Source organism: Fictibacillus sp. KU28468 (assembly GCF_026153615.1).
Classification (GTDB): domain Bacteria; phylum Bacillota; class Bacilli; order Bacillales; family Fictibacillaceae; genus Fictibacillus_C; species Fictibacillus_C marinisediminis.
Window position 1 is genome coordinate 278,236 of record NZ_CP110666.1, and the last position, 25,331, is coordinate 303,566.

General features: G+C 46.0%; 26 protein-coding genes. 25 read left to right on the forward strand and 1 reads right to left on the reverse strand.

The features are described 5' to 3' along the window. Positions 1-37: 37 nt before the first annotated feature. From atpF to OKX00_RS01515, 10 genes are all read left to right on the forward strand, one after another. The gene (atpF, locus tag OKX00_RS01470; protein WP_062238493.1) at positions 38-583 is read left to right on the forward strand and encodes a F0F1 ATP synthase subunit B; all 546 of its coding nucleotides are present in this window, start codon (positions 38-40) and stop codon (positions 581-583) included. Beyond that, positions 580-1,131 carry a F0F1 ATP synthase subunit delta gene (locus OKX00_RS01475; RefSeq protein WP_265409122.1) on the forward strand — a complete coding sequence of 184 codons (552 nt, stop codon included), beginning with the start codon at positions 580-582 and terminating at the stop codon, positions 1,129-1,131. Before atpF ends, OKX00_RS01475 begins: the two co-directional genes overlap by 4 nt. Positions 1,132-1,150: 19 nt before the next feature. Beyond that, complete coding sequence (atpA, locus tag OKX00_RS01480; protein WP_053356476.1) at positions 1,151-2,650, forward strand: F0F1 ATP synthase subunit alpha; 1,500 nt, start codon at positions 1,151-1,153, stop codon at positions 2,648-2,650. A gap of 210 nt (positions 2,651-2,860) precedes the next feature. Continuing rightward, positions 2,861-3,724, forward strand: coding sequence for an ATP synthase F1 subunit gamma (atpG, locus tag OKX00_RS01485; RefSeq protein WP_091009334.1), 864 nt, complete (start codon positions 2,861-2,863; stop codon positions 3,722-3,724). Positions 3,725-3,788: 64 nt separating this feature from the next. Further along, positions 3,789-5,177, forward strand: coding sequence for a F0F1 ATP synthase subunit beta (gene atpD, locus OKX00_RS01490; RefSeq protein WP_053356477.1), 1,389 nt, complete (start codon positions 3,789-3,791; stop codon positions 5,175-5,177). A 22-nt stretch (positions 5,178-5,199) separates the two neighbouring features. Continuing rightward, a complete protein-coding gene (locus OKX00_RS01495) occupies positions 5,200-5,604 on the forward strand; it encodes a F0F1 ATP synthase subunit epsilon (RefSeq protein ID WP_053356478.1) in 405 nt (134 codons plus the stop codon). A 155-nt stretch (positions 5,605-5,759) separates the two neighbouring features. Beyond that, positions 5,760-6,302, forward strand: coding sequence for a glycerol-3-phosphate responsive antiterminator (locus OKX00_RS01500; protein ID WP_053356479.1), 543 nt, complete (start codon positions 5,760-5,762; stop codon positions 6,300-6,302). A 228-nt stretch (positions 6,303-6,530) separates the two neighbouring features. After that, positions 6,531-7,358, forward strand: coding sequence for an MIP/aquaporin family protein (locus OKX00_RS01505; protein ID WP_091009338.1), 828 nt, complete (start codon positions 6,531-6,533; stop codon positions 7,356-7,358). A gap of 61 nt (positions 7,359-7,419) precedes the next feature. Then, positions 7,420-8,913, forward strand: a complete 1,494-nt coding sequence (gene glpK / locus OKX00_RS01510) for a glycerol kinase GlpK (protein ID WP_265409123.1) — start codon at positions 7,420-7,422, stop codon at positions 8,911-8,913. Positions 8,914-9,434: 521 nt separating this feature from the next. Beyond that, the gene (locus OKX00_RS01515) at positions 9,435-11,099 is read left to right on the forward strand and encodes a glycerol-3-phosphate dehydrogenase/oxidase (RefSeq protein WP_265409124.1); all 1,665 of its coding nucleotides are present in this window, start codon (positions 9,435-9,437) and stop codon (positions 11,097-11,099) included. Positions 11,100-11,142: 43 nt separating this feature from the next. Here OKX00_RS01515 and OKX00_RS01520 read toward each other — a convergent pair whose 3' ends face one another. Then, complete coding sequence (locus OKX00_RS01520; RefSeq protein ID WP_265409125.1) at positions 11,143-11,565, reverse strand: DUF1722 domain-containing protein; 423 nt, start codon at positions 11,563-11,565, stop codon at positions 11,143-11,145. 315 nt (positions 11,566-11,880) lie between these two features. Between OKX00_RS01520 and OKX00_RS01525 the strand changes: the two genes are divergently transcribed. The 15 genes from OKX00_RS01525 (at position 11,881) to murA (ending at position 25,118) form a co-directional block, all read left to right on the forward strand. After that, complete coding sequence (locus OKX00_RS01525; protein ID WP_053356484.1) at positions 11,881-12,255, forward strand: NADH-quinone oxidoreductase subunit A; 375 nt, start codon at positions 11,881-11,883, stop codon at positions 12,253-12,255. Continuing rightward, the gene (locus tag OKX00_RS01530; protein WP_053356485.1) at positions 12,246-12,758 is read left to right on the forward strand and encodes a NuoB/complex I 20 kDa subunit family protein; all 513 of its coding nucleotides are present in this window, start codon (positions 12,246-12,248) and stop codon (positions 12,756-12,758) included. Before OKX00_RS01525 ends, OKX00_RS01530 begins: the two co-directional genes overlap by 10 nt. A gap of 3 nt (positions 12,759-12,761) precedes the next feature. Continuing rightward, positions 12,762-13,883, forward strand: coding sequence for an NADH-quinone oxidoreductase subunit C (locus OKX00_RS01535; protein WP_265409126.1), 1,122 nt, complete (start codon positions 12,762-12,764; stop codon positions 13,881-13,883). Between the two features lie 3 nt (positions 13,884-13,886). Further along, positions 13,887-14,987, forward strand: a complete 1,101-nt coding sequence (locus OKX00_RS01540; protein ID WP_265409127.1) for an NADH-quinone oxidoreductase subunit D — start codon at positions 13,887-13,889, stop codon at positions 14,985-14,987. Beyond that, entirely contained in the window at positions 14,987-15,991 is a 1,005-nt protein-coding gene (gene nuoH / locus OKX00_RS01545) for an NADH-quinone oxidoreductase subunit NuoH (protein WP_053356488.1), read from the forward strand. Before OKX00_RS01540 ends, nuoH begins: the two co-directional genes overlap by 1 nt. 71 nt (positions 15,992-16,062) lie before the next feature. Then, positions 16,063-16,482: an NADH-quinone oxidoreductase subunit NuoI gene (gene nuoI, locus OKX00_RS01550; protein WP_062238335.1), complete on the forward strand. Its 420-nt coding sequence runs from the start codon at positions 16,063-16,065 to the stop codon at positions 16,480-16,482. Further along, positions 16,479-16,991: an NADH-quinone oxidoreductase subunit J gene (locus OKX00_RS01555; protein WP_265409128.1), complete on the forward strand. Its 513-nt coding sequence runs from the start codon at positions 16,479-16,481 to the stop codon at positions 16,989-16,991. The genes nuoI and OKX00_RS01555 overlap by 4 nt, the downstream gene beginning before the upstream one ends. After that, complete coding sequence (gene nuoK / locus OKX00_RS01560) at positions 16,988-17,302, forward strand: NADH-quinone oxidoreductase subunit NuoK (RefSeq protein ID WP_053356491.1); 315 nt, start codon at positions 16,988-16,990, stop codon at positions 17,300-17,302. The genes OKX00_RS01555 and nuoK overlap by 4 nt, the downstream gene beginning before the upstream one ends. Before the next feature lie 16 nt (positions 17,303-17,318). After that, positions 17,319-19,187 (forward strand): NADH-quinone oxidoreductase subunit L, encoded by a 1,869-nt coding sequence (gene nuoL / locus OKX00_RS01565; RefSeq protein WP_265409129.1) that lies wholly within the window; start codon positions 17,319-17,321, stop codon positions 19,185-19,187. Next, complete coding sequence (locus OKX00_RS01570) at positions 19,184-20,689, forward strand: complex I subunit 4 family protein (RefSeq protein ID WP_265409130.1); 1,506 nt, start codon at positions 19,184-19,186, stop codon at positions 20,687-20,689. The genes nuoL and OKX00_RS01570 overlap by 4 nt, the downstream gene beginning before the upstream one ends. Before the next feature lie 4 nt (positions 20,690-20,693). Further along, positions 20,694-22,211: an NADH-quinone oxidoreductase subunit NuoN gene (gene nuoN / locus OKX00_RS01575; protein WP_265409131.1), complete on the forward strand. Its 1,518-nt coding sequence runs from the start codon at positions 20,694-20,696 to the stop codon at positions 22,209-22,211. Positions 22,212-22,239: 28 nt separating this feature from the next. Then, the gene (locus OKX00_RS01580) at positions 22,240-22,494 is read left to right on the forward strand and encodes a hypothetical protein (protein ID WP_265409132.1); all 255 of its coding nucleotides are present in this window, start codon (positions 22,240-22,242) and stop codon (positions 22,492-22,494) included. Between the two features lie 127 nt (positions 22,495-22,621). Next, complete coding sequence (locus tag OKX00_RS01585; RefSeq protein WP_062238345.1) at positions 22,622-22,855, forward strand: DUF1146 family protein; 234 nt, start codon at positions 22,622-22,624, stop codon at positions 22,853-22,855. A gap of 169 nt (positions 22,856-23,024) precedes the next feature. Further along, a complete protein-coding gene (locus OKX00_RS01590) occupies positions 23,025-23,768 on the forward strand; it encodes a YwmB family TATA-box binding protein (protein WP_265409133.1) in 744 nt (247 codons plus the stop codon). A 30-nt stretch (positions 23,769-23,798) separates the two neighbouring features. Beyond that, positions 23,799-25,118: a UDP-N-acetylglucosamine 1-carboxyvinyltransferase gene (murA, locus tag OKX00_RS01595; protein WP_062238349.1), complete on the forward strand. Its 1,320-nt coding sequence runs from the start codon at positions 23,799-23,801 to the stop codon at positions 25,116-25,118. The last annotated feature ends 213 nt before the right edge of the window (positions 25,119-25,331 follow it).

The window sequence follows — 25,331 nt, forward strand, 5'->3', positions numbered from 1 at the left end:
CATGTTTCAAAACTGGAACTTTTCTTCGCCATTCCTTATGTATGACCTATTGAAGGGAGGAAATACCGTGCAATCCTTAATTTTAGGTGCTGCAACCGGTGGTGTTAACGGCGGAGATATTCTCTTCCAGTTACTAGCATTCATAATCTTAATGCTCTTGTTACGCAAGTATGCATGGGGTCCGTTAATGGGCATCATGAAAGAGCGTCAATCTTATATAACAAATGAAATCGAAGCAGCAGAAACAAACCGCAAAGAAGCGGAACAGCATCTCGCTGCACAAATTCAAGAATTAAAACAAGCGCGTGAGGAAGCAAGAGCTATCATTGAAAATTCGAAAAAACAAGGTGAAGTCCAAGGAGAAGCCATCATTCAGGCTGCCCGCGGCGAAGCCAACCGTGTGAAAGAAGAAGCACTTGCTGACATTGCCAGTGAAAGAGAAAAAGCTGTGGCTACTCTCCGTAATGAAGTCGCTTCTCTATCCGTTATGATTGCTTCTAAAGTCATTGCGAAAGAACTAGATGAGCGCAGCCAGGAGAAGTTAATCCAGGATTATCTTCAAGAGGCAGGCGAAGCTAGATGAGCAAAGATCTTACTGTAATTGCAAAACGTTACGCATCAGCGCTTTTTGAAGTAGTAGGGCAAGAGAATCTTGATAAGGCAGAAGCTGAGCTTCGCCTCGTTAAAAGCATCATGGAACAAAACCATGATATCGAAAAGATTTTAAACCACCCGAAAATTTCTGTACAGCAGAAAAAACAAATCGTAAAAGAAAGCATTGGCACGGACATTTCAGAACCGGTCCTGAACACAGTTTTCTTGCTCATCGACCGCAACCGCCAAGGTTTGATCACTGAGATGGCCAGCCAATTCATTGGATTAGCAAATGAATCGCGCGGCATTGCTGATGCAACTGTTTACTCTGTACGCTTGTTATCTGAAGATGAAAAACGCCAGCTTGAGGAAACGTTCGCGAAACGAGTGGGCAAGCAGCGGCTGCGCATTGAAAATATTATTGACCAAAGCCTCGTGGGGGGCGTAAGAATCCGCATCGGCAACCGTATTTTTGACGGAAGTGTCCGCGGGAAACTAGAGCGTATTGAACGTCAATTAGCCGCTACGCAAGGCTAAAAAGATAGGGGTGAAATTCATGAGCATTAAAGCTGAAGAAATCAGTGCTTTAATAAAAAAACAGATTGAAAACTATCAGTCTGAAATCGAAGTTAACGATGTCGGTACAGTTATTCAAGTCGGTGACGGTATTGCCCGTGCGCATGGATTGGATAATGTTATGGCTGGTGAGCTTGTTGAATTTTCTAACGGTGTTATGGGTATGGCCCAGAACCTTGAAGAAAACAACGTCGGTATCATCATCCTTGGGCCTTACCAGGAGATCCGTGAAGGAGACGAGGTTAAACGTACAGGACGCATCATGGAAGTTCCTGTAGGACCGGAGCTTTTAGGACGTGTTGTTAACCCGCTTGGCCTTCCTATTGATGGTAAAGGGCCGGTAGAAACAGTGAAAACACGCCCGATCGAGCAAAAAGCTCCTGGAGTAATGGCTCGTAAGTCTGTACATGAGCCGCTTCAAACAGGAATCAAAGCGATCGATGCCCTCGTTCCAATCGGACGCGGACAGCGTGAGCTGATCATCGGTGACCGCCAAACGGGTAAAACAGCTGTAGCCATCGATACGATCATCAACCAAAAAGATCAGGACATGATTTGTATCTATGTTGCGATCGGACAAAAGGAGTCCACCGTTGCTGGTGTTGTTGAAACTCTTCGCGAACATGGTGCTCTCGATTACACGATCGTTGTTTCTGCTGGTGCTTCCCAGCCTGCACCTCTTCTTTTCTTGGCGCCGTATGCCGGTGTATCCATGGCTGAAGAGTTCATGTGGGACGGAAAACACGTATTGATCGTTTATGATGACCTTTCAAAACAGGCAGCAGCATACCGTGAGCTTTCCTTGCTTCTTCGCCGTCCTCCAGGCCGCGAAGCTTATCCAGGGGATGTTTTCTACCTTCACTCACGCCTTTTAGAGCGTGCTGCGAAATTAAACGATGAATTAGGCGGAGGTTCTATTACCGCACTTCCTTTCATCGAAACACAAGCGAGTGACGTATCTGCTTATATCCCGACAAACGTTATCTCCATTACAGACGGACAGATCTTCTTGCAGTCTGACCTGTTCTTCTCTGGTGTACGTCCGGCGATTAACGCAGGTATCTCTGTATCCCGTGTAGGGGGATCAGCTCAAATTAAAGCGATGAGCAAAGTATCCGGTACCCTTCGTCTTGACCTTGCATCTTTCCGTGAGCTTGAAGCATTTGCTCAGTTCGGTTCGGATCTGGACAAAGCGACTCAAGCGAAACTTAACCGTGGTGCGCGTACAGTAGAAGTACTTAAACAAGGACTTCACAAACCGCTTCGCGTAGAACTTCAAGTTGCCAGCCTTTTTGCATTAACAAGAGGATATCTTGACGATGTAGCTGTTGAGGATGTAACTCGCTTTGAAGAAGAGCTTCATGCATACATGGAAACAAACACTAAAGACGTTCTTGACCAAATCAAAACGACTGGAAAACTTCCAGAAGGCGACGATCTGGACAACGCGATCAAAGCGTTTAAAAAAGTATTTGCATAAGAAAAGCTGAAGTGCTCGCTTAGGGCCGACAAGCGCTGGAACTCTCACACAGCAACACGCTTTTTGTGTTGAGGAGTGAGAGTGAAGCGACCTCGAGAGCCTGAGCACTGAAGCCAGATCCAGTGCTAACAGTAACGATATGTTTTTCAATAGATAACTGCGCAGGATGCACCCATGCATCCTGCAACCAGCTTAAATAAAAGGTGGTGAATACGAGTGGCATTACGAGATATAAAAGCTAGAATCGATGCAACAAAAAAGACAAAGCAGATTACAAAAGCAATGGAGATGGTATCCGCTGCTGCCTTGAACCGTGCTGAGCAAAACGCCAAACGATTTGTTCCTTATATGGATAAAATCCAGGAGGTCGTTTCCAGCATTGCTTCAGGAAGCAAGAGTGCACGCCATCCTATGCTTTTGAGCCGCCCTGTGAAAAAGACGGGATATTTTGTCATCACAGCAGACCGCGGTTTGGCAGGTGCCTATAACTCCAACGTTCTTCGTCACGTTTTCCGTACGATTAAAGAGCGCCATCAGTCTCCTGATGAATATGCGATCATCGTTGTGGGTAAGGTAGGCCTTAACTTCTTTAAGAGCCGCAGCATGCCGGTCTTGGACAGCATTACCGGTCTGGCTGACCAGCCATCTTTTGCAGACATTAAAGCGATCGCGAGCAAAGCAGTCAATCTGTATGCTAACGAAACATTCGACGAGCTTTACATGTACTATAATCATTTCGTCAGTGCCATCCAGTCAGAACTAACGGAAAAGAAAGTCCTTCCGCTGACTGACTTTGATGGAGCGAGCACATCAACTGCTTCCTACGAGTACGAGCCTTCTGAAGAAGAAATTCTTGAAGTCTTGCTTCCACAGTATGCTGAAAGCTTGATCTACGGAGCGTTATTGGACGCTAAAGCAGCAGAGCATGCTTCTCGTATGACAGCAATGAGAAATGCAACTGATAATGCGAACGAATTGATCGGCCAGTTTACGCTTACGTACAACCGTGAGCGCCAGGCGGCCATCACTCAGGAAATTACCGAGATTGTCGGCGGGGTTGCGGCACTCGAATAGATTTTTTATGCCTCATTCAGGCATGCACGGCACAAACTTGTGCCAGAAGTTAGGAGGGGAAACGATGAATAAAGGTTATATAACTCAGATTCTCGGACCTGTTGTTGATGTAAAGTTCGACAGCAGTCTTCCGGAACTTTTGAATGCATTAACTGTTGACGCTGAAGGCGTTCAATTAACTCTAGAAGTAGCCCTTCACCTTGGCGACAACACCGTCCGTACAATCGCGATGGATTCTACTGACGGTCTTGTACGTGGAATGGCAATCAATGATACAGGCAAACCGATCTCCGTTCCTGTAGGAAACGTGACACTTGGCCGCGTATTTAACGTGCTTGGCGACCACATTGACCTTGGAGAGCCGGTTCCTGCTGATGTTCGCCGTGATCCGATTCACCGCGGAGCACCTACTTTCGAAAACCTTACAACACGCACTGAAATCCTTGAAACTGGTATTAAAGTCGTTGACCTTATCGCTCCTTATGTTAAGGGTGGTAAGATCGGTCTTTTCGGAGGTGCGGGTGTAGGTAAAACCGTACTTATCCAGGAATTGATCAACAACATCGCTCAAGAGCATGGCGGTCTTTCCGTATTTGCTGGTGTTGGTGAACGTACTCGTGAAGGTAATGACCTTTTCCACGAAATGACCGATTCTGGTGTTATCAAGAAAACAGCAATGGTATTCGGCCAGATGAATGAGCCTCCTGGAGCACGTGCGCGTGTAGCACTTTCCGGGTTGACTATGGCTGAATATTTCCGTGACGAAGAAGGCCAGGATGTACTGTTCTTCGTTGACAACATTTTCCGTTTCACGCAAGCAGGTTCTGAAGTATCTGCCCTTCTTGGCCGTATGCCATCAGCGGTAGGTTACCAGCCTACACTTGCAACAGAAATGGGCCAATTGCAAGAGCGTATTACATCCACGAAAAAAGGTTCCGTAACATCCATCCAGGCGATCTACGTACCTGCGGATGACTATACTGACCCGGCTCCGGCAACCGCGTTTGCCCACTTGGATGCAACAACTAACCTTGAGCGTAAATTGACTGCCATGGGTATCTACCCTGCGGTAGATCCATTGGCCTCTACTTCACGTGGGCTTACTCCTGAAGTTGTTGGAGAAGAACACTACAATGTAGCACGCCAAGTTCAGCAAACATTGCAGCGCTATAAAGAATTACAAGATATTATCGCGATCCTTGGTATGGACGAGTTATCTGAAGAAGATAAATTGATTGTACAGCGTGCACGCCGTATCCAATTCTTCTTATCTCAAAACTTCCACGTTGCTGAGCAGTTTACCGGACAAAAAGGATCTTATGTTCCAGTTAAAGAAACCATCAAAGGATTCAAAGAGATCCTTGAAGGCAAGCACGACGACCTTCCGGAAGATGCATTCCGTCTTGTAGGTTCTATTGAAGATGTTATTGAAAAAGCAAAGACAATGGTCTAAACCTATAAGGGGGTAAGACGAAATGAAAACGTTAGAAGTAAGTGTAGTCACCCCTGATGGTCCCGTGTTTGAAGGAACGGCAGAAATGGTCAGTGCAAAAGCAAAAAGCGGAGAGCTTGGTGTCTTGCCTGGACATATTCCGTTGGTTGCTCCTTTAACCATCAGTGCAGTTCGTGTGCACCAGGATGGAAAAACACTTTATGTGGCCGTTAGCGGTGGATTTATCGAAGTCCGGCCTGAAAAAGTAACGGTTCTTGCTCAATCTGCAGAACTAGCAAGCGAGATTGAAATGGAACGTGCTCAAGCGGCTAAAGAGCGTGCTGAGCGCCGTCTGGCAGCAACAAATCAAGATGATATCGACCATAAAAGAGCAGAGCTTGCTCTTCGGCGTGCGGTCAACCGTATTGAGCTCGCGAGCCGCAGATAAATAAAGTAAGAAGCCTCCCTGGCTTTGGCCAGGGAGGCTTTTTTTGCACAAGAAGGGATATTTCGGGTGACTATAGGAAGAATCCTGGCAACTTTTTCTTTTTTTTTACGAAAAAGTATATAATAAGGGAAACCCGCATGTTGGAGGAAAAACAAATGAGCTTTAGAAACCAAACCATATTACCGGCTGTTCGCAAATGGAAGGAACTTGAGCAGTTACTGAACAGCGAGTATACATACATCGTCATTCTCGACAGTCACATTGCTCAGTTGAAAAGTATGGTGAAAATTGCCGGCCAGGCCAATAAAAAGCTATTTGTCCATGCGGATTTGATCAATGGTTTAAAAGCAGATGAATATGCTGCGGAATTTATCTGCCAGGAAATCAAGCCGGCTGGCATCATTTCAACACGGTCAAATGTCATTGCGACGGCAAAAAAGAAAGGTGTAACCGCCATACAGCGGTTATTTTTGCTTGATTCCATCGCACTGGAAACAAGCTATAAAATTATCGGGAAGACACAGCCTGATTTTATCGAAGTCTTGCCTGGATTGATGCCGAACATCATCAAAGAAGTTCATGAAAAAACGGGTATTCCTGTGTTTGCAGGCGGATTGATCCGGACAAAAGAAGAGATCGATCTGGCGATCCAAGGGGGGGCAGTGGCGGTGACCACTTCCGATAAGGAACTCTGGTAAAGCTGATGCATGAATTTTCCATATCCTTACCCATTGACAGCGTTTTCAGGATGTGATTAAATATTAGACAAGTTAATAATTTGATGGAGAATCGGAGATCAGCGAAAGCCCTTACAATAACTTAAGGGATATTTTTGCTGGTCTTTTTTTTTCACCAAATGTCATTAATGGGGCAGGCTAAGAGAAATTTTCCATTCTCTTGTCTAATTTGGAAAGGAGTGTTGAAGGATGTCACCGATACTCGGAGAAATTATCGGAACAATGATCTTAATTATTTTTGGTGGCGGCGTTGTTGCCAATGTTAGCTTAAAGAAATCCAAGGCAGAAGGCGGAGGGTGGATTGTTGTGGGTCTTGGCTGGGGTCTTGCTGTATCGATGGCTGTATACGCTGTGGGTAAGTTCAGCGGGGCACATTTAAATCCAGCGGTTACGTTAGGATTGGCTGCAATTGGAGACTTTAGCTGGTCACAGGTTCCAGGGTATATTGCTGCACAGATGCTCGGTGGTTTCCTGGGCGGAATTATTGTTTATTTTCAATTTCTGCCTCACTGGGAACAGACAGAGGATCCAGCTGTGAAACTTGGCGTTTTTTCTACGGACCCTGCAATTCCACATACATTATCGAATCTTTTAAGTGAGTTTATTGGAACAGCTGTTTTACTGGTAGGACTTTTGTCTATTGGAGCGAATAAATTTACAGAAGGATTAAATCCTTTGATCGTCGGTTTCCTGATTGTAGCGATTGGATTATCTCTCGGAGGACCTACCGGATATGCGATTAACCCGGCACGTGACCTTGGGCCGAGACTGGCACATTTCTTTTTGCCGATCAGCGGCAAGGGAGGATCTAACTGGAAGTATGCCTGGATTCCTGTTGTCGGCCCGATTTTAGGCGGAGTATTTGGCGCACTCCTTTATCAAGCATTGTTTGAAGGCAAGGTAACCGCTTTCTTTTGGAGCTGGACCGTATTATCAGCATTGATATTTGCAGCGGCTCATCTTGCCGGCAAGAGCGGTACACAAGGGCTCAGACACGGTGAGAGAATAAAGAACTAACACACAAAAGACACATTAGAATGCATAAAAACCAGTTCATTTGTAAAGGAGAGCTATTTCTATGGATAAGAAATATGTTTTAGCACTGGATCAAGGAACAACAAGTTCACGCGCAATTCTTTTTAACAAAGAAGGCGAAGTTGTATCTGTTGCACAAAAGGAATTCACACAGCATTTCCCCAAGCCGGGCTGGGTTGAACATAACGCCCAGGAGATCTGGGGAAGCATACTTGCGGTTGTTGCCCAAGTACTGGAAGGAACGAACACTTCTCCAAAAGAAATAGCGGCGATCGGGATTACAAATCAGCGTGAAACAGCTGTAGTATGGGACAAAAATACCGGGAAGCCTGTTTACAATGCGATTGTTTGGCAATCAAGACAGACGGCAGATATCTGTGAAGAACTAAAGGCGCAGGGACACAATGATCTATTCAGAGACAGGACAGGCCTGCTGATCGATGCGTATTTTTCAGGTACAAAAGTAAAATGGATCTTGGATAACGTGGAAGGTGCACGTGAAAAGGCAGAAAAGGGCGACCTTCTTTTCGGAACGATTGATACGTGGTTATTGTGGAAAATGACTGGGGGACAAGCACACGTTACCGATTACTCGAACGCTTCAAGAACCTTGATGTATAACATCTACGATTTGAAATGGGATGAAGACCTGCTTGATATCCTTGACGTTCCGGCATCCATGCTTCCTGAAGTAAAATCTTCTTCAGAAGTCTACGGCCAAACGATCGATTATCACTTCTTCGGTGAAAGCATTCCAATTGCAGGGATTGCCGGCGACCAGCAGGCTGCACTTTTCGGCCAAGCATGCTTTGAAACAGGCATGGCGAAGAATACGTACGGCACCGGCTGCTTTATGCTCATGAATACTGGAGAAAAGGCCGTCAGATCTGAGCATGGGCTATTAACTACACTTGCTTGGGGAATTGACGGAAAGGTACAGTACGCGCTTGAAGGCAGTATTTTTGTAGCGGGTTCAGCAGTTCAATGGCTTCGAGACGGCCTGCAGCTAATCCGTACTTCTCCTGAAAGTGAAGAACTTGCAGAGCGTGTTACGTCATCTGATGGAGTGTATGTTGTACCGGCTTTCGTTGGGCTCGGAACGCCATATTGGGACAGTGAAGCACGAGGAGCTGTGTTCGGCTTGACGCGAGGAACGAAAAAAGAACACTTTGTGCGTGCTACGCTGGAGTCCCTTGCTTACCAGACTCGTGATGTTTTGACAGCCATGGAAGCTGATTCTGGCATTGAACTGAAAAAGCTTCGCGTGGACGGCGGCGCGGTGAAAAACAACTTCCTCATGCAATTCCAGTCCGATATTCTTGGAGTTCCGGTGGAGCGTCCGGAAATCAATGAAACTACGGCTTTAGGTGCGGCTTATCTCGCGGGCCTTGCTACAGGATTCTGGAGCGGCCGTGAAGCCATTGCAGATAAATGGAAAGTAGAAAAAGATTTTGACAACGCCATGGAAGAAAAAGAACGCGAAGATCTATACAAAGGCTGGAAAAAAGCCGTTGAAGCAGCACGAGTTTTTAAATAAGGGGTGGTTTCTAAAAGATTTTTGCTTTGGGAACATTTTTGTAAAGTGCCTTCTTTGACAAGTTGATTGTAGTGCAAGGTGCGAGACTCCTCGAAAATGAACGTCACATTTTCTTCGTGCGATATAACGCTGCCGAAGCCTTCCTTGTCCTGCGGGACAAGCGTGACAGGTGAAACCCGCAGGCGCTTGCGCCGAGGGGTTCAGCGCACGCCCCGCGAAAGTAGGCGTTTACGCCGGTAAAAGCGAGCATCCTGGAACGGAAATCAACTACTATCAAGAGCAACAAAGGTTACGAATACAGCCTAAAAAAAATTCGAGCGCACCATTTGCAAACTTCATCATAACTTGTTATGATAACATTAAGTTAATAACGGTCGGAGCTACGGAGAGACCACAATACCCTGAGATAGGTTCAGGGGTATTGTGGTCTCTTTTTTGTTCTCTCGACAAAAATATACGCTTTAATTTGAGTGTTTTAGGAAAAGAATAACATTGAGGGATAAAAGAAGGAGCGGCGTGATATGGATAATAATCAATTTTCAAGCAATAAAAGAGAACAATATATAGAGGATATAAAAACTGCTTCCCTGGATTTATTAGTGATTGGAGGCGGAGTGACAGGAGCAGGAATTCTACTTGATGCCACGACTCGCGGGATGAAAGCAGGCGTTTTGGAAATGCAGGACTTCGCAGGAGGTACATCCAGCCGTTCTACTAAGCTTGTCCATGGCGGACTTCGCTACTTAAAACAGTTCGAAGTCGGCCTGGTTGCAGAAGTAGGTAAAGAGCGTGCAATCGTTTATGAGAATGCACCCCATGTAACGACACCGGAGTGGATGCTTCTTCCAATGTACAAAAAAGGGACATTCGGCAAATTTTCTACTTCCATCGGTCTTAAGGTTTATGACTTTTTGGCAGGTGTAAAACGAAAAGAACGCCGATCCATGCTAAACAAAGAAGAAACATTGAACCGTGAGCCATTATTGAAAAAGAAAGACATTCTAGGCGGCGGTTATTATGTGGAATATAAAACAGATGATGCTCGTCTAACTCTTGAAATTATGAAAGAAGCGGTCTATCGCGGAGGCAAGGCTGTCAATTATATTAAAGTGATAGACTTCATCTACGACAAGGACGGCAAACTTCTTGGTGTAAAAGCGGAAGACACACTTTCTGGAAAAGTGCATGAAATCTTTGCCAAAAAAATTGTTAACGCAGCCGGACCTTGGGTTGATGAACTGCGCGATATTGATAAGTCCAAAAAAGGAAAAAGGATTCACCATACAAAAGGGATCCACCTTGTAATCGATGGGGAACGTTTCCCGCTCCGCCAAGCGGTTTATTTTGACACACCGGACGGAAGAATGGTGTTTGCGATTCCGCGTGAAGGAAAAGCGTATGTCGGTACAACAGACACCGATTACAAAGGTGATTTGAAGAACCCAAGAATTACACATGATGATGTTGATTATGTAGTAAAAGCGATCAATTTCATGTTCCCTGATGTGAAGATCACAGAAAAAGACATTGAATCTTCCTGGGCCGGATTGCGTCCATTGATTCATGAAGATGGAAAAGATCCTTCTGAGATTTCCAGAAAAGACGAAGTGTTCTTCTCGCCTTCAGGATTGATTACGATTGCCGGCGGTAAATTAACCGGATATCGTAAAATGGCGGAAAAAGTGGCGGACATCGTTGCTGGCCAGCTTGAGAAAGAAGTGGGAATCAAGTACGACACCAGCAATACGAAACACCTTGTATTATCTGGCGGTAACGTAGGCGGAAGCAGCCACTACCCTGAATATATCCGTCAAAAAGTTTCTGAGGGCCTCAACCTTGGATTAAGCAAGGACGATGCAGAACAGCTTGTGAAAAAATACGGTTCCAACGTGGACCGTCTGTTTGAAATCATCCGGGACGGCCAGAAAGAAGCCGACCTTAATAAACTGCCGATCCAAGTCTATGCAACATTGATCTACGCTATGGACGAAGAGATGGCAACAACACCAGCTGACTACTTTATCCGCCGTACAAGCGCGATGTACTTTGACATTGCTTACGTACGCCAATGGAAAGAAAAAGGAATTGCCTTGATGGCGAAACACTTAAACTGGACACCAGAACAAACTTTGCAGCACACTGAAGAACTCGAACGCCAAATGAGCTACAGCACAGAAGCGATCTAACTACTTTATATCTTAGGTGCCAGGCACCCTCTTTTGACATATGTCAAAGAGCGGTGCCTGGCACCTTTTTCAATAACGCGGATTGCTCTAAATAAGGGTTAGGATAAGAAACAAGCAAGGTTTGTTTAATATAGCTCAATAGCTTTGCCGATTCAGGCTGAGAAAGCAGAAACCCATTCGGAAGTGACTGGCATTGGGTAAGCAGATCAAAGAATCGGTTCTTTTCTTCAAGTGCGGCCGACTTTTTAAAATACCCCCAAACATGCTCGGCCGTATTAAGAAAGGCTTTTCTGGAATACGGAAATTTCTCCATCCCTCCCAATTCTTCGAGAATTTTATCATAATCTTCTTCCTCTTTTGCCTCCCGAAACGAATCTCTAATCCTGCTGTAATGCTGGTAGCCCTTCGCCATCACATCATATTTCTGTTTCGCCCACTCCAGCTCGGCTTCCTTTCTGGCACTCATAAACACCCTCCTCTTTTTTACTAATTGTAAAGAAATCAGTCAGCCAGGCAAAGCTTGTTATTTGAAAGCATACTGCTGCTAAAAGAGACCCTCTAAAATCCATCTATCAGCGCAGAGACAAGGAATGGGCAAACCCATTCCAGTCTCTTTTCCTACAAACACCTTCATTCTATCCCCCGAACAAGCTCATATAATAGGAGTATAGCAATGAGCCCGCAGCTCCTCCCCCCGAATGTCGACACAAATTTTGGAATTTGCTATAATGAATACGATTACATAATGTTTAAAAAATTCTGATGATTAGGGAGGTAATGGATGGATTTAACACATGTTTACCAAAACAATTACCTTGTTGTAACCGTCTTTCTCGCATTGGGAATTCTTTTGCCGGTTGGGGCATTAACGGCAGGACGCCTGCTCCGCCCATATAAACCGACTAAAGAGAAATCGACCACATATGAGAGCGGAATTGAACCCTTTCATCAAAGCTGGATCCAATTTAACGTAAGATACTATTTGTTCGCCCTCATGTTTGTCATCTTTGATGTTGAAACTGTGTTTTTATATCCATGGGCTGTCGCCTATGACCATCTTGGGGCCTTTGCCCTCATTGAGATGGGGATATTTATTGTAATGCTCGCTCTTGGCCTCTTATACGCTTGGAAGAAGAAGGTGCTGAAATGGATCTGAAGCTGTCGGATATTTCACCTGAAGAAAAAGCAGAGCTTGAACGCAATATCTTTTTAACCACTTTAGAACAGATTAAAGCGTGGGCAAGGAGCAATTCGCTCTGGCCGCTTACATTCGGCCTTGCCTGCTGTGCCATCGAAATGATGGGAACAGGGTCATCCCACTATGACCTTGACCGTTTTGGCAGTATATTTCGGACCTCGCCACGGCAATCCGATGTCATGATCGTATCCGGGACGGTGACGAAAAAGATGGCTCCAGTCCTTAAACGGCTGTACGAACAAATGCCTGAGCCCAAATGGGTCATTGCCATGGGTTCCTGCGCAACAGCCGGTGGACCCTATATCAAGTCTTATGCCGTCGTTAAGGGAGTGGATCAGATCGTTCCCGTTGATGTTTATATTCCCGGATGTCCGCCAAATCCTGCAGCACTCATTTATGGAATCAATAAATTGCAGGAGAAGATCCGTTACGAAGCGAAGACTGGGAAGAAGGTGATGTAAGACATGCCAAACGAAAATGATGGAAAATCCCCTGAATCCAGCGAGCCGTTATCAAAGGAAGAACTAAAAAAACAGGCAGCTGCTGAAGCAAAAGCGAAAGCCCTGGAGCTTGCCAGACAAAGAGCTCTCGAGAAAAAAGAGGAGAGCGGTGGTCCCGCCCAGGAACTAAGCATTGAGGAACAAAAGAAAAAAGCTGTCGCAGAAGCTAAAGCGAAAGCTGCTGAACTAGCAAAGCAAAAAGCTTTAAGACAAAAAGAAGAAACATCAAGCACTCTGGAGGATCCTTTGGCTGATGAAAAAGCAAAGGCAGCTGCTAAAGCAAAAGCCGCTGCAGCCGCAAAGGCAAAAGCTGCCGCAGCCGCCAAAGCAAGAGCAGCAAGAGATGGATCAGCAGACTCATCTAATCCAGCGGACGACGAAAAAGCAAAGGCAGCTGCTAAAGCAAAAGCCGCTGCAGCCGCAAAGGCAAAAGCTGCCGCAGCCGCCAAAGCAAGATCAGCAAGAGATGGATCAGCAGACTCATCTAATCCAGCGGACGACGAAAAAGCAAAGGCAGCAGCTAAAGCAAAAGCCGCTGCAGCCGCAACTGCAAGAGCCAAAGCAGCCACAGCCAAGACAGAGGTGCCAGCTGAAGAACAAAAGCCATCTCCGTTACAACCGCTTCTTGACCGTTATGTCAGCGTGATCAAGAAGACATTGGGGGAAGATGTGCTTGAAGACAGCTACATCAATCCGCTTTCCAAGGATGCTCCGACCCTTGTTGCCAAACCGGATACATATTTTAAAATTGCCGAACTTCTTAAACACCACGATGAACTTCGTTTTGATTATTTGTCAGAACTTCACGCCACAGATTTTGAAACTCACCTAGAGGTCTACAATCATTTTTATTCCTACACACATCGCAGTCCAGTTGCATTAAAAGTAAGAATCAATAGAGAAGAAGCAGTCATTGACTCATTAGCTCCCCTTTGGGCGGGGGCTGACTGGCCGGAAAGAGAAGCCTTCGACCTGCTGGGAATCACCTTTACCGGGCATCCGAACTTAACGAGGATTATGATGCCTGATGATTGGGTGGGCCATCCGCTCCGCAAAGATTATGAACCGTATGATGTGGAGGTGTAGCCGGTGATCCGCACCGAAGAAATGCTGCTGAATGTCGGTCCTCAGCATCCGAGTACACATGGGGTGTTCCGGATCGTGCTGAAAATTGACGGAGAAACCATTATCGAAGCCCAGCCGGTCATTGGATATCTGCATCGCGGGACTGAAAAGCTCGCTGAAAACCTTCAATACACACAGATCATTCCGTACACAGACCGTATGGACTATCTTGCTGCAATGACGAACAATTATGTCATCTGCCATGCAGTTGAAACGATGATGAACATTGAAATTCCTGAACGGGCGGAATATCTCCGTATTCTCGTGATGGAGCTTGGACGGATCGCGAGCCATTTAGTCTGGTTTGGAACGTACCTCCTGGATATAGGAGCAATGAGCCCGTTTCTCTATGCCTTCAGGGAGAGAGAAGCTATTATCGGAATGTTAAACGAAATATCAGGGGCACGCCTGACTTTCAATTATATGAGGATCGGAGGAGTGAAGTGGGATGCTCCAGAAGGCTGGATCCAGAAGATTAGAGAGTTTGTTCCTTACATGCGGGAGCAGCTTTCAGGATATCACGATCTTGTAACCGGAAATGAAATCTTTTTGAATCGTGTAAAAGGCGTTGGTTTTTATACGAAGGAGGAGGCTCTTGATTACTCGTTAAGCGGCGCCAACCTGCGCTGTACGGGGATCAGCTGGGATTTGAGAAAAGACGAACCTTACTCCATCTATGACCGGTTCACGTTTGATGTCCCCGCATACAACAGCGGAGATGCCTGGGCCCGCTATCAGTGCCGGATGGCGGAAATCGAAGAATCCTTAAAGATCGTCGGGCAGGCGGTGGAACAGTTTCCTGAAAACGGAGAGATCATGGCGAAGGTGCCGAAGATCATCAAGCCGCCAAAAGGAGAAGCCTTCGTTCGGATTGAGTCGCCGCGCGGGGAGATCGGCTGCTACATCGCTTCGGAGGGGAAAAAGGAGCCTTACCGTTTAAAATTCAGAAGACCTTCCTTTTACAATCTGCAGATCTTGCCCAAACTTCTTGTCGGTGAAAACATCTCAAACCTGATTACCATACTCGGCGGAATCGACATTGTCTTAGGGGAGGTGGACGGTTGATGATCAATCATTTGTTATCCTCGCCTCCAGGCTGGATCCACGCGGCTGTCTTTTTTGGTTTAGGAGCCTGCCTGCTGGTTATTGTTCTCGGATTTGTAACGTATGCCATATTGGCGGAACGAAAAGTGCTCGGATTCATGCAGCTCCGTCCAGGGCCGAACCGGGTCGGTGGACGCTTTGGCCTTCTGCAGACCGTTGCCGACGTACTGAAGCTATTGCTCAAGGAAGACACCATTCCAAAGCTGGCCGATAAACCGCTTTTTATTTTGGCGCCGGTTCTCGCTTTTGCTCCAGCTTTCATGGTGTTAGCGGCCATCCCTTTTTCTGATCATCTGAAGTTTTCCGACCTTAGCATCGGCCTATTGTATTACATAGCAATATCAGGTATTACTACGGTTGGGATCTTGATGGCCGGCTGGGCTTCCAACAATAAATACTCGCTCCTTGGGGGGATGAGATCTGCGGCACAGATGATATCGTATGAGATTCCGCTAGTCATCTCCGTGATCGGTGTCATCTTATTCAGCGGAAGCCTTAACCTGACAGACATTGTAGAAGGCCAGGAAAAAGTAGCTTATATTTTTTTATCGCCGCTTGGCTTTATTGTATTTTTGATTTCCTCTATAGCTGAGCTGAACCGTACACCGTTTGACTTGCCGGAAGCAGAATCCGAATTGGTTGCCGGCTATCACGTAGAGTATTCAGGATTTCGCTGGGCCTTCTTCATGCTTACGGAATATGTGTATCTATTTGCAATGGCGTCACTAACGACTGTGCTGTTCCTTGGCGGATGGAAACCCATTCCGTTTTTAGGCTTCATTCCGGGCATCATCTGGTTTGCTTTGAAGTTCAGCCTGATCGTCTTCTTTATGATCTGGATCAGGGGAACAATGCCGCGCTTAAGGGCTGATCAGCTCATGGAGTTTGCCTGGAAGGTTCTTTTGCCGGTTGCTTTACTCAACATTTTTGTCAGTGCCGTCGTAAAAGAAATATTTTTAAGATAAGTGCAGCGGACTTGTTTTCGCTCTTGCCCGCAATGCGAGTTTACTAGACTGCAAAAAAGGAGTGGTGTGAGGTGAAAGGTCTTGCGAAAGGCTTGAAATATACGCTCAGCAATTTGACGAAGCAGAATGTTACGACCCAATATCCGGACGTTCCCCTTCAGATGCCTGACCGTTTTCGCGGAATCCAGAAATTCTACCCTGAAAAGTGCATTGTCTGCAACCAGTGTGCGAATATCTGCCCGACAGACTGCATTCAGCTGACAGGAAAGCCCCATCCCGATCCGGGGAAAAAGGGAAAGATCATTGACACGTACGACATTAATTTTGAAATCTGTATTCTATGTGACCTGTGTACAGAGGTTTGCCCGACAGAAGCAATCGTCATGACCAGCAATTTCGAACTGGCGGAGTACAGCCGTGATGAACTGTTTAAGGATCTGGCTTGGCTCGATGAGAACGACAACAATGTGAGGAAGGAGAATAAAGCATGACGGGAGAGATGATTGCTTTTTTTGTCCTTGCCTTAACGGCCATTGGGGGCGGGGTGCTGATGATCAACCTGTCGAATGTCGTTCATATGGTCGTTGCGCTTGTCTTTACATTCCTTGCTATAGCAGGAATCTACATCACGCTGTCTGCTGAGTTTGTGGCTGCTGTTCAGGTCCTTATCTACTCGGGCGCCATCACAATCATCATGCTGTTCGGAATCATGCTGACACGCCACGAAAAGGACACGGAAACAAAAATGCCGAAATTGACCGTTCTATTGTCAGGAGCAGGGGTTGCTGTCTTTTTCCTGATCATGTTTTTTGGAATCAACCGCCTGAGCCTGGGAGCACCGGCTGCTGGCCTTCACATTGAAAATACGAAAAAAATTGGTGTAGAACTTTACTCGAAATACATCATTCCGTTTGAGCTGACTTCTGTTCTTCTATTGGTGGCATTAATCGGGGCGATCGTGCTGGCAAAAAGGGACGGAGAAGAGGAGGCTAAAAAATGAGCAGCATTCCTTTGTCTGTTTATCTCGTACTGGCCCTCATCCTGTTTTGCATCGGGCTGTTTGGAGCGCTGACAAAAAGAAACGCTGTTATTGTTCTTATTTCCATCGAACTGATGCTGAACGCAGTGAATATTAACCTTGTTGCATTTGCGAAATACGGAGCGAAGCCCGGCCTGACCGGACAGATCTTTTCTCTGTTTACCATCACCGTTGCGGCTGCTGAAGCGGCGGTTGGGCTCGCCATTCTTATGGCACTATACCGAAACCGCAAGACCGTCAATGTGGATGAAATGGATATTATGAAGCGCTAAAAAGGGGTTGGAAAAGATGATGCAGAATGCCTGGCTGATACCACTGTTACCGCTGCTATCCTTCATCCTTCTTTTACTTTTTGGAAAAAAACTAAAAGAAGCTTCTGCCTACGCCGGTATTGGATGCACCTTCATCTCATTGATCATGGCAGTGATTGTCATGGCCAGCCAATGGGGAGGGGAGTCATACAAGGCAGAAGGAGTATGGCTGTATATCGGCAAACATGCTGTAACGATGGGATATGAAATCAATCCGCTGAATGCGTTGATGCTCGTCATCGTAACGCTTGTAAGCTTTCTCGTGCATGTGTATTCGAAGAGCTATATGCATGGGGATGGCCGTTTTCCTGTCTTTTATGCCTATCTTGGTTTGTTTACGTTTGCGATGCTGGGGCTCGTCTTGTCTCCTAACCTGCTTCAGGTGTATATTTTCTGGGAACTGGTCGGCTTAGGATCGTTTCTCCTCATCGGATACTATTATTTTAAACCCGAAGCCAAGGCGGCTGCGAAGAAGGCCTTCATCATGACGCGTATCGGGGACGTTGGGCTCTTCATCGGGATTATTCTTTTATACTGGCAGACGGGGAGCTTTGAATACGATGAAATCTTCAAAGCAGCTGCCAGTCACCATATTTCCTCAGAAATGATAACACTGACGGCCATTCTGATCTTTGTGGGCGCCGTCGGGAAATCCGGGCAGCTCCCGCTTCATACGTGGCTCCCAGATGCTATGGAGGGCCCGACGCCAGTCTCCGCCCTTATCCATGCGGCAACGATGGTCGCAGCAGGTGTTTATCTTGTGGCTTCCATGTACCCGCTCTTTGAAGCATCGTCCGCAGCCATGACAACTGTAGCCGTTGTCGGCGGAATTACCGCAATATTCGCCGCATCCGTCGGCCTGATGCAGAAAGATATCAAACGGGTACTGGCGTATTCCACCGTGAGCCAGCTTGGCTACATGATGCTAGCCCTTGGCTCAGGCGGCTATACAGCAGGGATTTTCCATCTGATGACACATGCTTTCTTTAAAGCACTGCTGTTCCTGGCAGCAGGCAGTGTTATTCATGCCGTACATACTCAAAATATTGAAGAGATGGGCGGCCTTTGGAGGAAGCTGAAATTTACGGCTCCTTTATTTTTAATAGGAGCACTGTCCATTTCCGGATTTCCGCTCTTATCCGGTTTCTTCAGTAAAGATGAAATTTTAATGGCCACTTACGGGGACGGCCGCTACGGATTGTTTATCCTCGCTCTCCTCGCTGCTTTTTTTACCGCTTTTTATATGTTCCGCCTGTTTTTTATGGTGTTCGCAGGGAATTCAGGCCAAGCGCATGAAAAGGTGAAAGAATCCGATGTATCCATGCTTTTTCCCATGCTGGTTCTAGGTTTTCTGGCTGTCGTGGCAGGCTATTTAAATACCCCCTGGTTTGGTGCGTTTTTAGCTCATTATTTAAGCCACGGCCCTGTCCGCATTGCTGCAGAAGGAGAACATGGACCGGTATGGATTCCGATCCTTGCCACGATCGTATCCTTGGCGGGAATCTTTCTGGCCTACCTTATGTACGGTAAAAAAACACTGTCAAGAAACTGGCTGTCTCGTTCTCTTCCGTCTCTCAGCACGCTTATTTACCGCAAGTATTACGTGGATGAAGCTTATGATGCTACAGTCGTTAAAGGCACAACGCTGTTCAGTTATTTTTGGAGCTATGTTGACCGGTATCTCGTTGAAACAGCTGTGAACGGAACGGCAGGCCTCGTTCAATGGCTCGGTAAAAGAGGTTCCTCCATGCACGATGGCCAGGTTCAGAGATTTGGTGCCGTCGCTGTTGCGGGACTCGTTATCATCCTATTATTCTTTGCTGTTGCAGGGGGGTATTTCTCATGAGCCATCTGATATCCATCCTATTGTTTTCCCCGCTGGCCGGAATTGCTGCTTTGAGTGTAATGCCATCCAAAAATGAAAAGGCCTTAAAACTTGCAGGCCTGTTGGGCACGCTGCTGCCCCTGCTTCTTGCCATCATTGCTGCAGTTACCTTTGATCGCTCAGCTTCAGGGATCCAGCTTGCTGAACAAGGTAACTGGATCTCTTATAAAATGGATCAGGTTGGAGCAGGCTTATCTTTTGCTATCGACTATGAAGTAGGCGTCAACGGCCTGTCTCTTGTTCTCCTGCTGTTAACCGCTGTTATTTCTGTACTGGCTGCTATTGGTTCCTGGACGATCAAGAAGGACTGGAAAAGCTATTTCATCTTCTTTTTGATATTAGAGCTCGGTATGCTTGGGGTATTCGCTTCTCAAAATCTCTTTCTCTTCTTTATTTTCTTTGAGTTGACGCTTATCCCGATGTTTTTCCTGATCGGCCGCTGGGGTTATGCAGACAGGGAAAAGGCTGCTTACAGTTTCTTGATCTATAACGGAATCGGTTCTGCCATTCTGCTCATTGTATTCGTTGCACTCTTTATGAGAACAGGAACGCTAAACTATGGAGAACTGGCGAAAATACTCGGCGGGCATACCGATCCTGCTCTCGGCGGCACGTTCCGTATGTCCATCCTGATTGCTCTGTTTGTGGCTTTTGGAATCAAACTGCCGATTGTTCCTCTTCACACGTGGATGCTGCGTGTGCACGTACAGGCACCGCCTTCCGTTGTTATGATTCACTCGGGAATTCTTTTAAAGATCGGAGCATACGGACTCTTCACGTTCGGTATCGGATTTTTCCCGTCTGAATTCAAACGGATGGCAGTATGGATAGCAGTATTGGGTGTCATCAACCTTCTGTATGGTGCCTTTCTTGCCATCGTACAGACGGATTTAAAAAAAGTACTGGCCTATTCTTCCGTCTCCCACATGGGGATCGTATTGATCGGTTTTTCGGCACTGAATGAAGCAGGAGTAAAGGGAGCGGTCTTTCAGCTAATTTCCCACGGATTGATCTCTGCCCTGCTGTTCTTCTTGATCGGGGTGCTGTATGAACGGACCGGTTCTTCCAACCTTAAGGACTACAGTGGTCTTGCAGGCGCCATGCCGGTCACTGCAGGCATCCTGCTTGCCGGAGGGCTTGCGTCGCTGGGACTTCCTGGCATGTCCGGATTTATCAGTGAGTTTCTGGCCTTTCTCGGACTCTTCAAGGTCATGCCGGTTATCGCTGCAGTGGGGGCTCTCGGTATCGTATTAACTGCGGTTTATATTTTGCGGGCTGTTCTTTCTGTAACCTTCGGGCCTCCAAAGGACGCCCATAGCGGCTTTTATGACTTGACGCTCCGAGAGAGGGTGCCAGCTTTTGTTCTTTTGGCTTTGGTGCTCTTTATTGGAATCTATCCAGGAATGCTGAGTGAATCATTACGCACGGTTTTAGACACAATCTTGTTAGGCTTAAGGGGGTAGCCAGATGGATCTTCACACGTTAACTTCAATGAACTGGGGAATCATGGCGCCTGAATTTGCCATCTTGGGAACAGCTATTATCCTGTCTTTGCTGGACTTGTTTATGCCCCGAACGCGAAGCCGCCGTCCTCTCGGGATATTGGCCATTGCAGGAATAGCAGCGGCTTTCATTTTTTTATATATGCAATTTGGACATGAAGGAGCATCACTTTTTCATGATATGTACCGGCTTGACTCCTTCTCGAAGGCGTTTAAGCAGATCCTGCTTCTGGGAACAGGGCTGATTTTAGTTTTAGCTTATGACTACCGGATGGGTGAAGAAGAAGAGTACCGTGGGGAATTCTACTATCTGCTGCTCACTGCTCTCCTTGGGGCCATGTTTATGGCTTCGAGCGGGGACATGATCACCCTGTTTATTGGCCTGGAGCTCCTTTCTCTTTCCTCCTATGTTATGGCGGGTATGAGAAAAAGAAAGTTGGAGTCGAATGAGGCTGCTTTTAAATATGTAGTAACAGGCGGGATTTCAACGGCCATCACAATGTTTGGGATGAGCTATGTATTTGGGTTGACTGGGGAAACAAACCTGTATGCAGTAGGTGCAGCATTGAGAGATACGAGCATCCTTCAGAATCAGTTTTTACTCGTATTTGCTTTTTTTATCACATTTGCAGGGTTAACTTTCAAAATCGCCTCTGCTCCGTTTCATATGTGGGCACCCGATGTGTATCAAGGCTCACCGCTTCCTGTTACCGCCTTTTTAAGCGTGGTCTCGAAAACAGCCGGATTTGCCATCATCCTGCGGTTTTTTCTCATGTGCTTTAGTTCAGCACCCGGCATTAAAGGAGATCCGCTGCTTCTTCAAGTTCAGCCGTATCTCGCTGTTCTCGCTGGAGCGACCATGATTGCCGGCAATGTGATCGCCCTCCGGCAGCGGAACATTAAACGGCTTTTCGCTTATTCGTCGGTTGCGCAGGCTGGCTATATTCTCGTTCCGTTCGTTTCCGTCTCGGCTTTGCTGTTTGAAACAACATGGTTTTATCTTCTTGCCTATCTGTTTATGAATATTGGTGCTTTTGCTGTCATTCAGGAAGTAACAGCAGCGAGCGGGACGAATGATATATCGGGCTTTGCCGGCTTATATAAGCGTTCTCCCTGGCTTGCTTTCGCCATGACCATCTTTATTCTGTCATTGGCGGGCATTCCGGCTACAGCAGGCTTTGCGGGGAAATTCGGAATCTTTATGAATGCCCTTGGAACCAACCCTGGACATTACATATTGGCAGGGATTCTAATGGCCGCCACGGTTGTCTCTTACTTCTATTATTTCAACATTATTGGCCAGATGTTTTTTCGCTCAGGGCAGGAAGAGCGGGCGATCCAGCATAAGAAGGGCCTCCTGTTTGTAACGGCTTTATGTGCAGCGGCAACCATGTTCTTCGGTATCTTCCCGGGAACCGCCCTCCATTTCTTTTATAATGAATTTCATCTTACAGATTTTTTCCAGACATTAGGGCAAAAATAAGGGGGCTGTCCAAGAAGTCTGGTAGCTGTTGATCTCCGCTCCAGGCTGCTCGCTTTCCGCGGGGCGTGCGGTGAGCCTCTTGGCGCAAGCGCCTGCGGGAGTCTCACCTGTCACGCTAGTCCCGCAGGAGTCTCGCACCTTGCACTCCAATCTACTTTTCATTGAAGATTTTTCACGTCAAAGGAGCTGCCTGAAGGTCAATTTTCGACTTTCAGGACAGCCCCTTTTTATTTGGGAAATCCCTTGGATTTTAAAGATATGTCAAAATTGGGAACATGATTGAAAATAGGCCTTTTGTCTGTTCCTTTATGGTAAAATTCAGTTTATGCTACTTTCTATTGGTGTATGTTATCATGATGGTGTTAAGTAAGCACTTGGCCGATAAGGCCTTGCGGCAAGGAGGAACCCAGTTGTTTGAACAAGCCGGGCAGCAAGCGCTGCTTCATATCCTCGTTCACCTGCTTTTTCTCGTCATCACATGGTGGGCCATGCAGGCAATAAAATTTGACTCGTACATCAAAAAGGGCAAAGTGATCCAAGCACGTGTTTTATTCGTCTTAGTAACGATCGCTGTTGCCAGCCTCGTAAGCAGCTTCTTTCTCACGTATTTGAATTATTCCACACAGCTTAAATATTTATTTTAATTAACACAAACCTACTAACCGTCTCAGCTCAAAATGCAGCAAAAGATTGTTCACTGTTGAACAAAGTAAATAGGGTGAAGTTTCTGTCGGAATATGACTGCAACTTCCATGAATAATGGACCGTCCTCTGGCAAGAATGAGAAATAGAGGAGAGGACGGGTGGAATAAAATGAAAAAGAGTATTGTTTTGTTTTTTGCTATTATATTATTGGTTCATTCTTATGAGAGTGTGCTGGCAAGAGAAGCAGCAAATATAAGCAAAATTTCGGACATGAAACAAGCGATGGACGAGCAAGGTATTATTGTGAAAAAATGGTCGCTTTATACTAAAGGAAGTGTAGGTTTTACTTCCGATCTAAATGGGTATCGACAAAAAGTAGCATTATTAAAGAATGCAGCTAAAGGTTATAAATGGAACAATATGAATGCGCAAGAACATTTAAAAATTACTGGGGTGCGATATTCTCAAGCAGGGAGCATAAAAGAGCGCCTTACGCTGGTGGGATACCCCCAAAAAGAAAAGCTTGCAACGTATCTTGTTTATGCGGTCAAAGGAAAGGGCTGGAATAAAAATCAATTTCAGCATTTTGCGCGATCGTTTCAGAGTAGGGTCGCTACCTATTTTGAAGGAAAAACTTCAACTTTTTCTTGTATCACAGGGGTACATAGTGATACAATGGACGTTGGTTTGAATAAACAAGCACTTGAGCTCATGACAACGTTCTCCGCTGTTCCTGTCGAAGAACTGAAGGAAGAGACGTTTGTATCAATCTCGGCATATACTAAGCATTGGGATGAGAAAATTAATACAGCTCACAAAGCTATGAATCTGCAGATTGCAATTAGAAATCAAGGAATGGGCGGCCAAACGGCCGTCACAATTGGAACACCAATAATTACGTCTGAATATTAATATAGAAATTGGACGCGGAGGGGAATTTCGTTGGAAAAAATCATTGTCCGTGGTGGTAGGCGGTTAGAAGGCTCTGTTAAAGTTGAAGGAGCAAAGAATGCCGTACTGCCTGTCATCGCAGCATCCATTTTAGCCAGTAAAGGCACAAGCACGATTAAAGATGTGCCGACCCTTGCTGATGTATATACGATTAACGAGGTACTGCGTTATTTAAATATTGAAGTTAAATTTGAGAATGGCGAGATCCAAGTGGATGCTTCAGGAGCTTTAAAAACAGAAGCGCCATTTGAATATGTTCGTAAAATGCGTGCATCCTTCTTGGTAATGGGACCTTTGCTTGCACGCGTAGGATTAGCGAGAATCGCACTTCCTGGCGGTTGTGCAATTGGATCACGTCCGATCGATCAGCACTTGAAAGGCTTTGAAGCCATGGGTGCCACTGTTAAAATCGGGAATGGATTTATTGAAGCCAGCATAGATGGCCGCCTTAAAGGTGCAAAAATTTATTTGGACTTCCCAAGTGTAGGAGCAACAGAAAACATTATTACGGCTGCTGCCCTTGCTGAAGGAACAACCATTATTGAAAATGCAGCCAAAGAGCCTGAGATTGTTTGCCTTGCAAACTACATCAACTCCATGGGAGGAAAAGTAGTAGGCGCAGGTACTGGTACAATCCGTATCGAAGGTGTTGAAGAGCTTTCAGGTTCGGAGCACGCTGTGGTTCCTGACCGCATTGAAGCAGGTACTTACATGGTTGCTGCAGCTATTACTGGCGGAGACGTTTTTGTTGAAGGCGCGATTGCCGAGCACCTTCGCCCATTAATCGCAAAAATGGAAGAAATGGGTGTTACCGTTAAAGATGAGGAAACTGGTCTTCGTGTCATTGGCCCGAAAGAATTAAAACCAGTTGATATTAAAACTATGCCGCATCCGGGCTTCCCGACAGATTTGCAGTCTCAGATGATGGCATTGCTTCTTCGGGCAAACGGTACAAGTGTCATTACAGAAACTGTGTTTGAAAACCGTTTTATGCATGTTGAGGAATTCCGCCGCATGAACGGAGATATTAAAATCGAAGGCCGCTCTGCCGTAATCAACGGACCTGTATCATTACAGGGAGCCGAGGTTGCAGCAACTGATTTGCGAGCGGGAGCAGCACTGGTCCTTGCCGGCCTTGTAGCTGACGGTTATACGCGTGTAACTGAGCTTAAACATATCGACCGCGGCTATGTGAAATTTACTGAAAAACTTCATGATCTTGGAGCTGACATCGAGCGTGTTAACGAAGAATCAACAGCCGCTCCAGCAGAAGAGAAATCATCGGTATCATTAAAATCTAATCTTGCTTAATTTATAGTTTAAAGAAAGCTTCCTGCAGATTGCAGGGAGCTTTTTTTATTGCAGGTTTGAAAGGATAGTAAGAAGAGCATAAGAATTCCGCTATTAAAAAGTAAGGGAAATGACCTAGTTGATATAGAAAGTGAAGAAAGACTGGGAGTATATATTCAAAATTTTTAGAATAGTTTGAAATTAAATATAATTCGTGTACTATTAAATCAAGCA

Excerpts from the sequence above, each read along its gene's own strand:
- OKX00_RS01530 (WP_053356485.1), top strand. The coding sequence starts at position 12,246 with ATGGATCTGAAGCTGTCGGATATTTCACCTGAAGAAAAAGCAGAGCTT.
- OKX00_RS01555 (WP_265409128.1), top strand. The coding sequence starts at position 16,479 with ATGACGGGAGAGATGATTGCTTTTTTTGTCCTTGCCTTAACGGCCATT.
- OKX00_RS01590 (WP_265409133.1), top strand. The coding sequence starts at position 23,025 with ATGAAAAAGAGTATTGTTTTGTTTTTTGCTATTATATTATTGGTTCAT.
- atpD (WP_053356477.1), top strand. The coding sequence starts at position 3,789 with ATGAATAAAGGTTATATAACTCAGATTCTCGGACCTGTTGTTGATGTA.
- OKX00_RS01500 (WP_053356479.1), top strand. The coding sequence starts at position 5,760 with ATGAGCTTTAGAAACCAAACCATATTACCGGCTGTTCGCAAATGGAAG.
- OKX00_RS01475 (WP_265409122.1), top strand. The coding sequence starts at position 580 with ATGAGCAAAGATCTTACTGTAATTGCAAAACGTTACGCATCAGCGCTT.
- OKX00_RS01495 (WP_053356478.1), top strand. The coding sequence starts at position 5,200 with ATGAAAACGTTAGAAGTAAGTGTAGTCACCCCTGATGGTCCCGTGTTT.
- atpA (WP_053356476.1), top strand. The coding sequence starts at position 1,151 with ATGAGCATTAAAGCTGAAGAAATCAGTGCTTTAATAAAAAAACAGATT.
- OKX00_RS01570 (WP_265409130.1), top strand. The coding sequence starts at position 19,184 with ATGAGCCATCTGATATCCATCCTATTGTTTTCCCCGCTGGCCGGAATT.
- OKX00_RS01515 (WP_265409124.1), top strand. The coding sequence starts at position 9,435 with ATGGATAATAATCAATTTTCAAGCAATAAAAGAGAACAATATATAGAG.
- OKX00_RS01505 (WP_091009338.1), top strand. The coding sequence starts at position 6,531 with ATGTCACCGATACTCGGAGAAATTATCGGAACAATGATCTTAATTATT.
- atpF (WP_062238493.1), top strand. The coding sequence starts at position 38 with ATGTATGACCTATTGAAGGGAGGAAATACCGTGCAATCCTTAATTTTA.
- nuoN (WP_265409131.1), top strand. The coding sequence starts at position 20,694 with ATGGATCTTCACACGTTAACTTCAATGAACTGGGGAATCATGGCGCCT.
- nuoK (WP_053356491.1), top strand. The coding sequence starts at position 16,988 with ATGAGCAGCATTCCTTTGTCTGTTTATCTCGTACTGGCCCTCATCCTG.
- nuoH (WP_053356488.1), top strand. The coding sequence starts at position 14,987 with ATGATCAATCATTTGTTATCCTCGCCTCCAGGCTGGATCCACGCGGCT.
- OKX00_RS01535 (WP_265409126.1), top strand. The coding sequence starts at position 12,762 with ATGCCAAACGAAAATGATGGAAAATCCCCTGAATCCAGCGAGCCGTTA.
- OKX00_RS01520 (WP_265409125.1), bottom strand. The coding sequence starts at position 11,565 with ATGAGTGCCAGAAAGGAAGCCGAGCTGGAGTGGGCGAAACAGAAATAT.
- glpK (WP_265409123.1), top strand. The coding sequence starts at position 7,420 with ATGGATAAGAAATATGTTTTAGCACTGGATCAAGGAACAACAAGTTCA.
- nuoL (WP_265409129.1), top strand. The coding sequence starts at position 17,319 with ATGATGCAGAATGCCTGGCTGATACCACTGTTACCGCTGCTATCCTTC.
- OKX00_RS01525 (WP_053356484.1), top strand. The coding sequence starts at position 11,881 with ATGGATTTAACACATGTTTACCAAAACAATTACCTTGTTGTAACCGTC.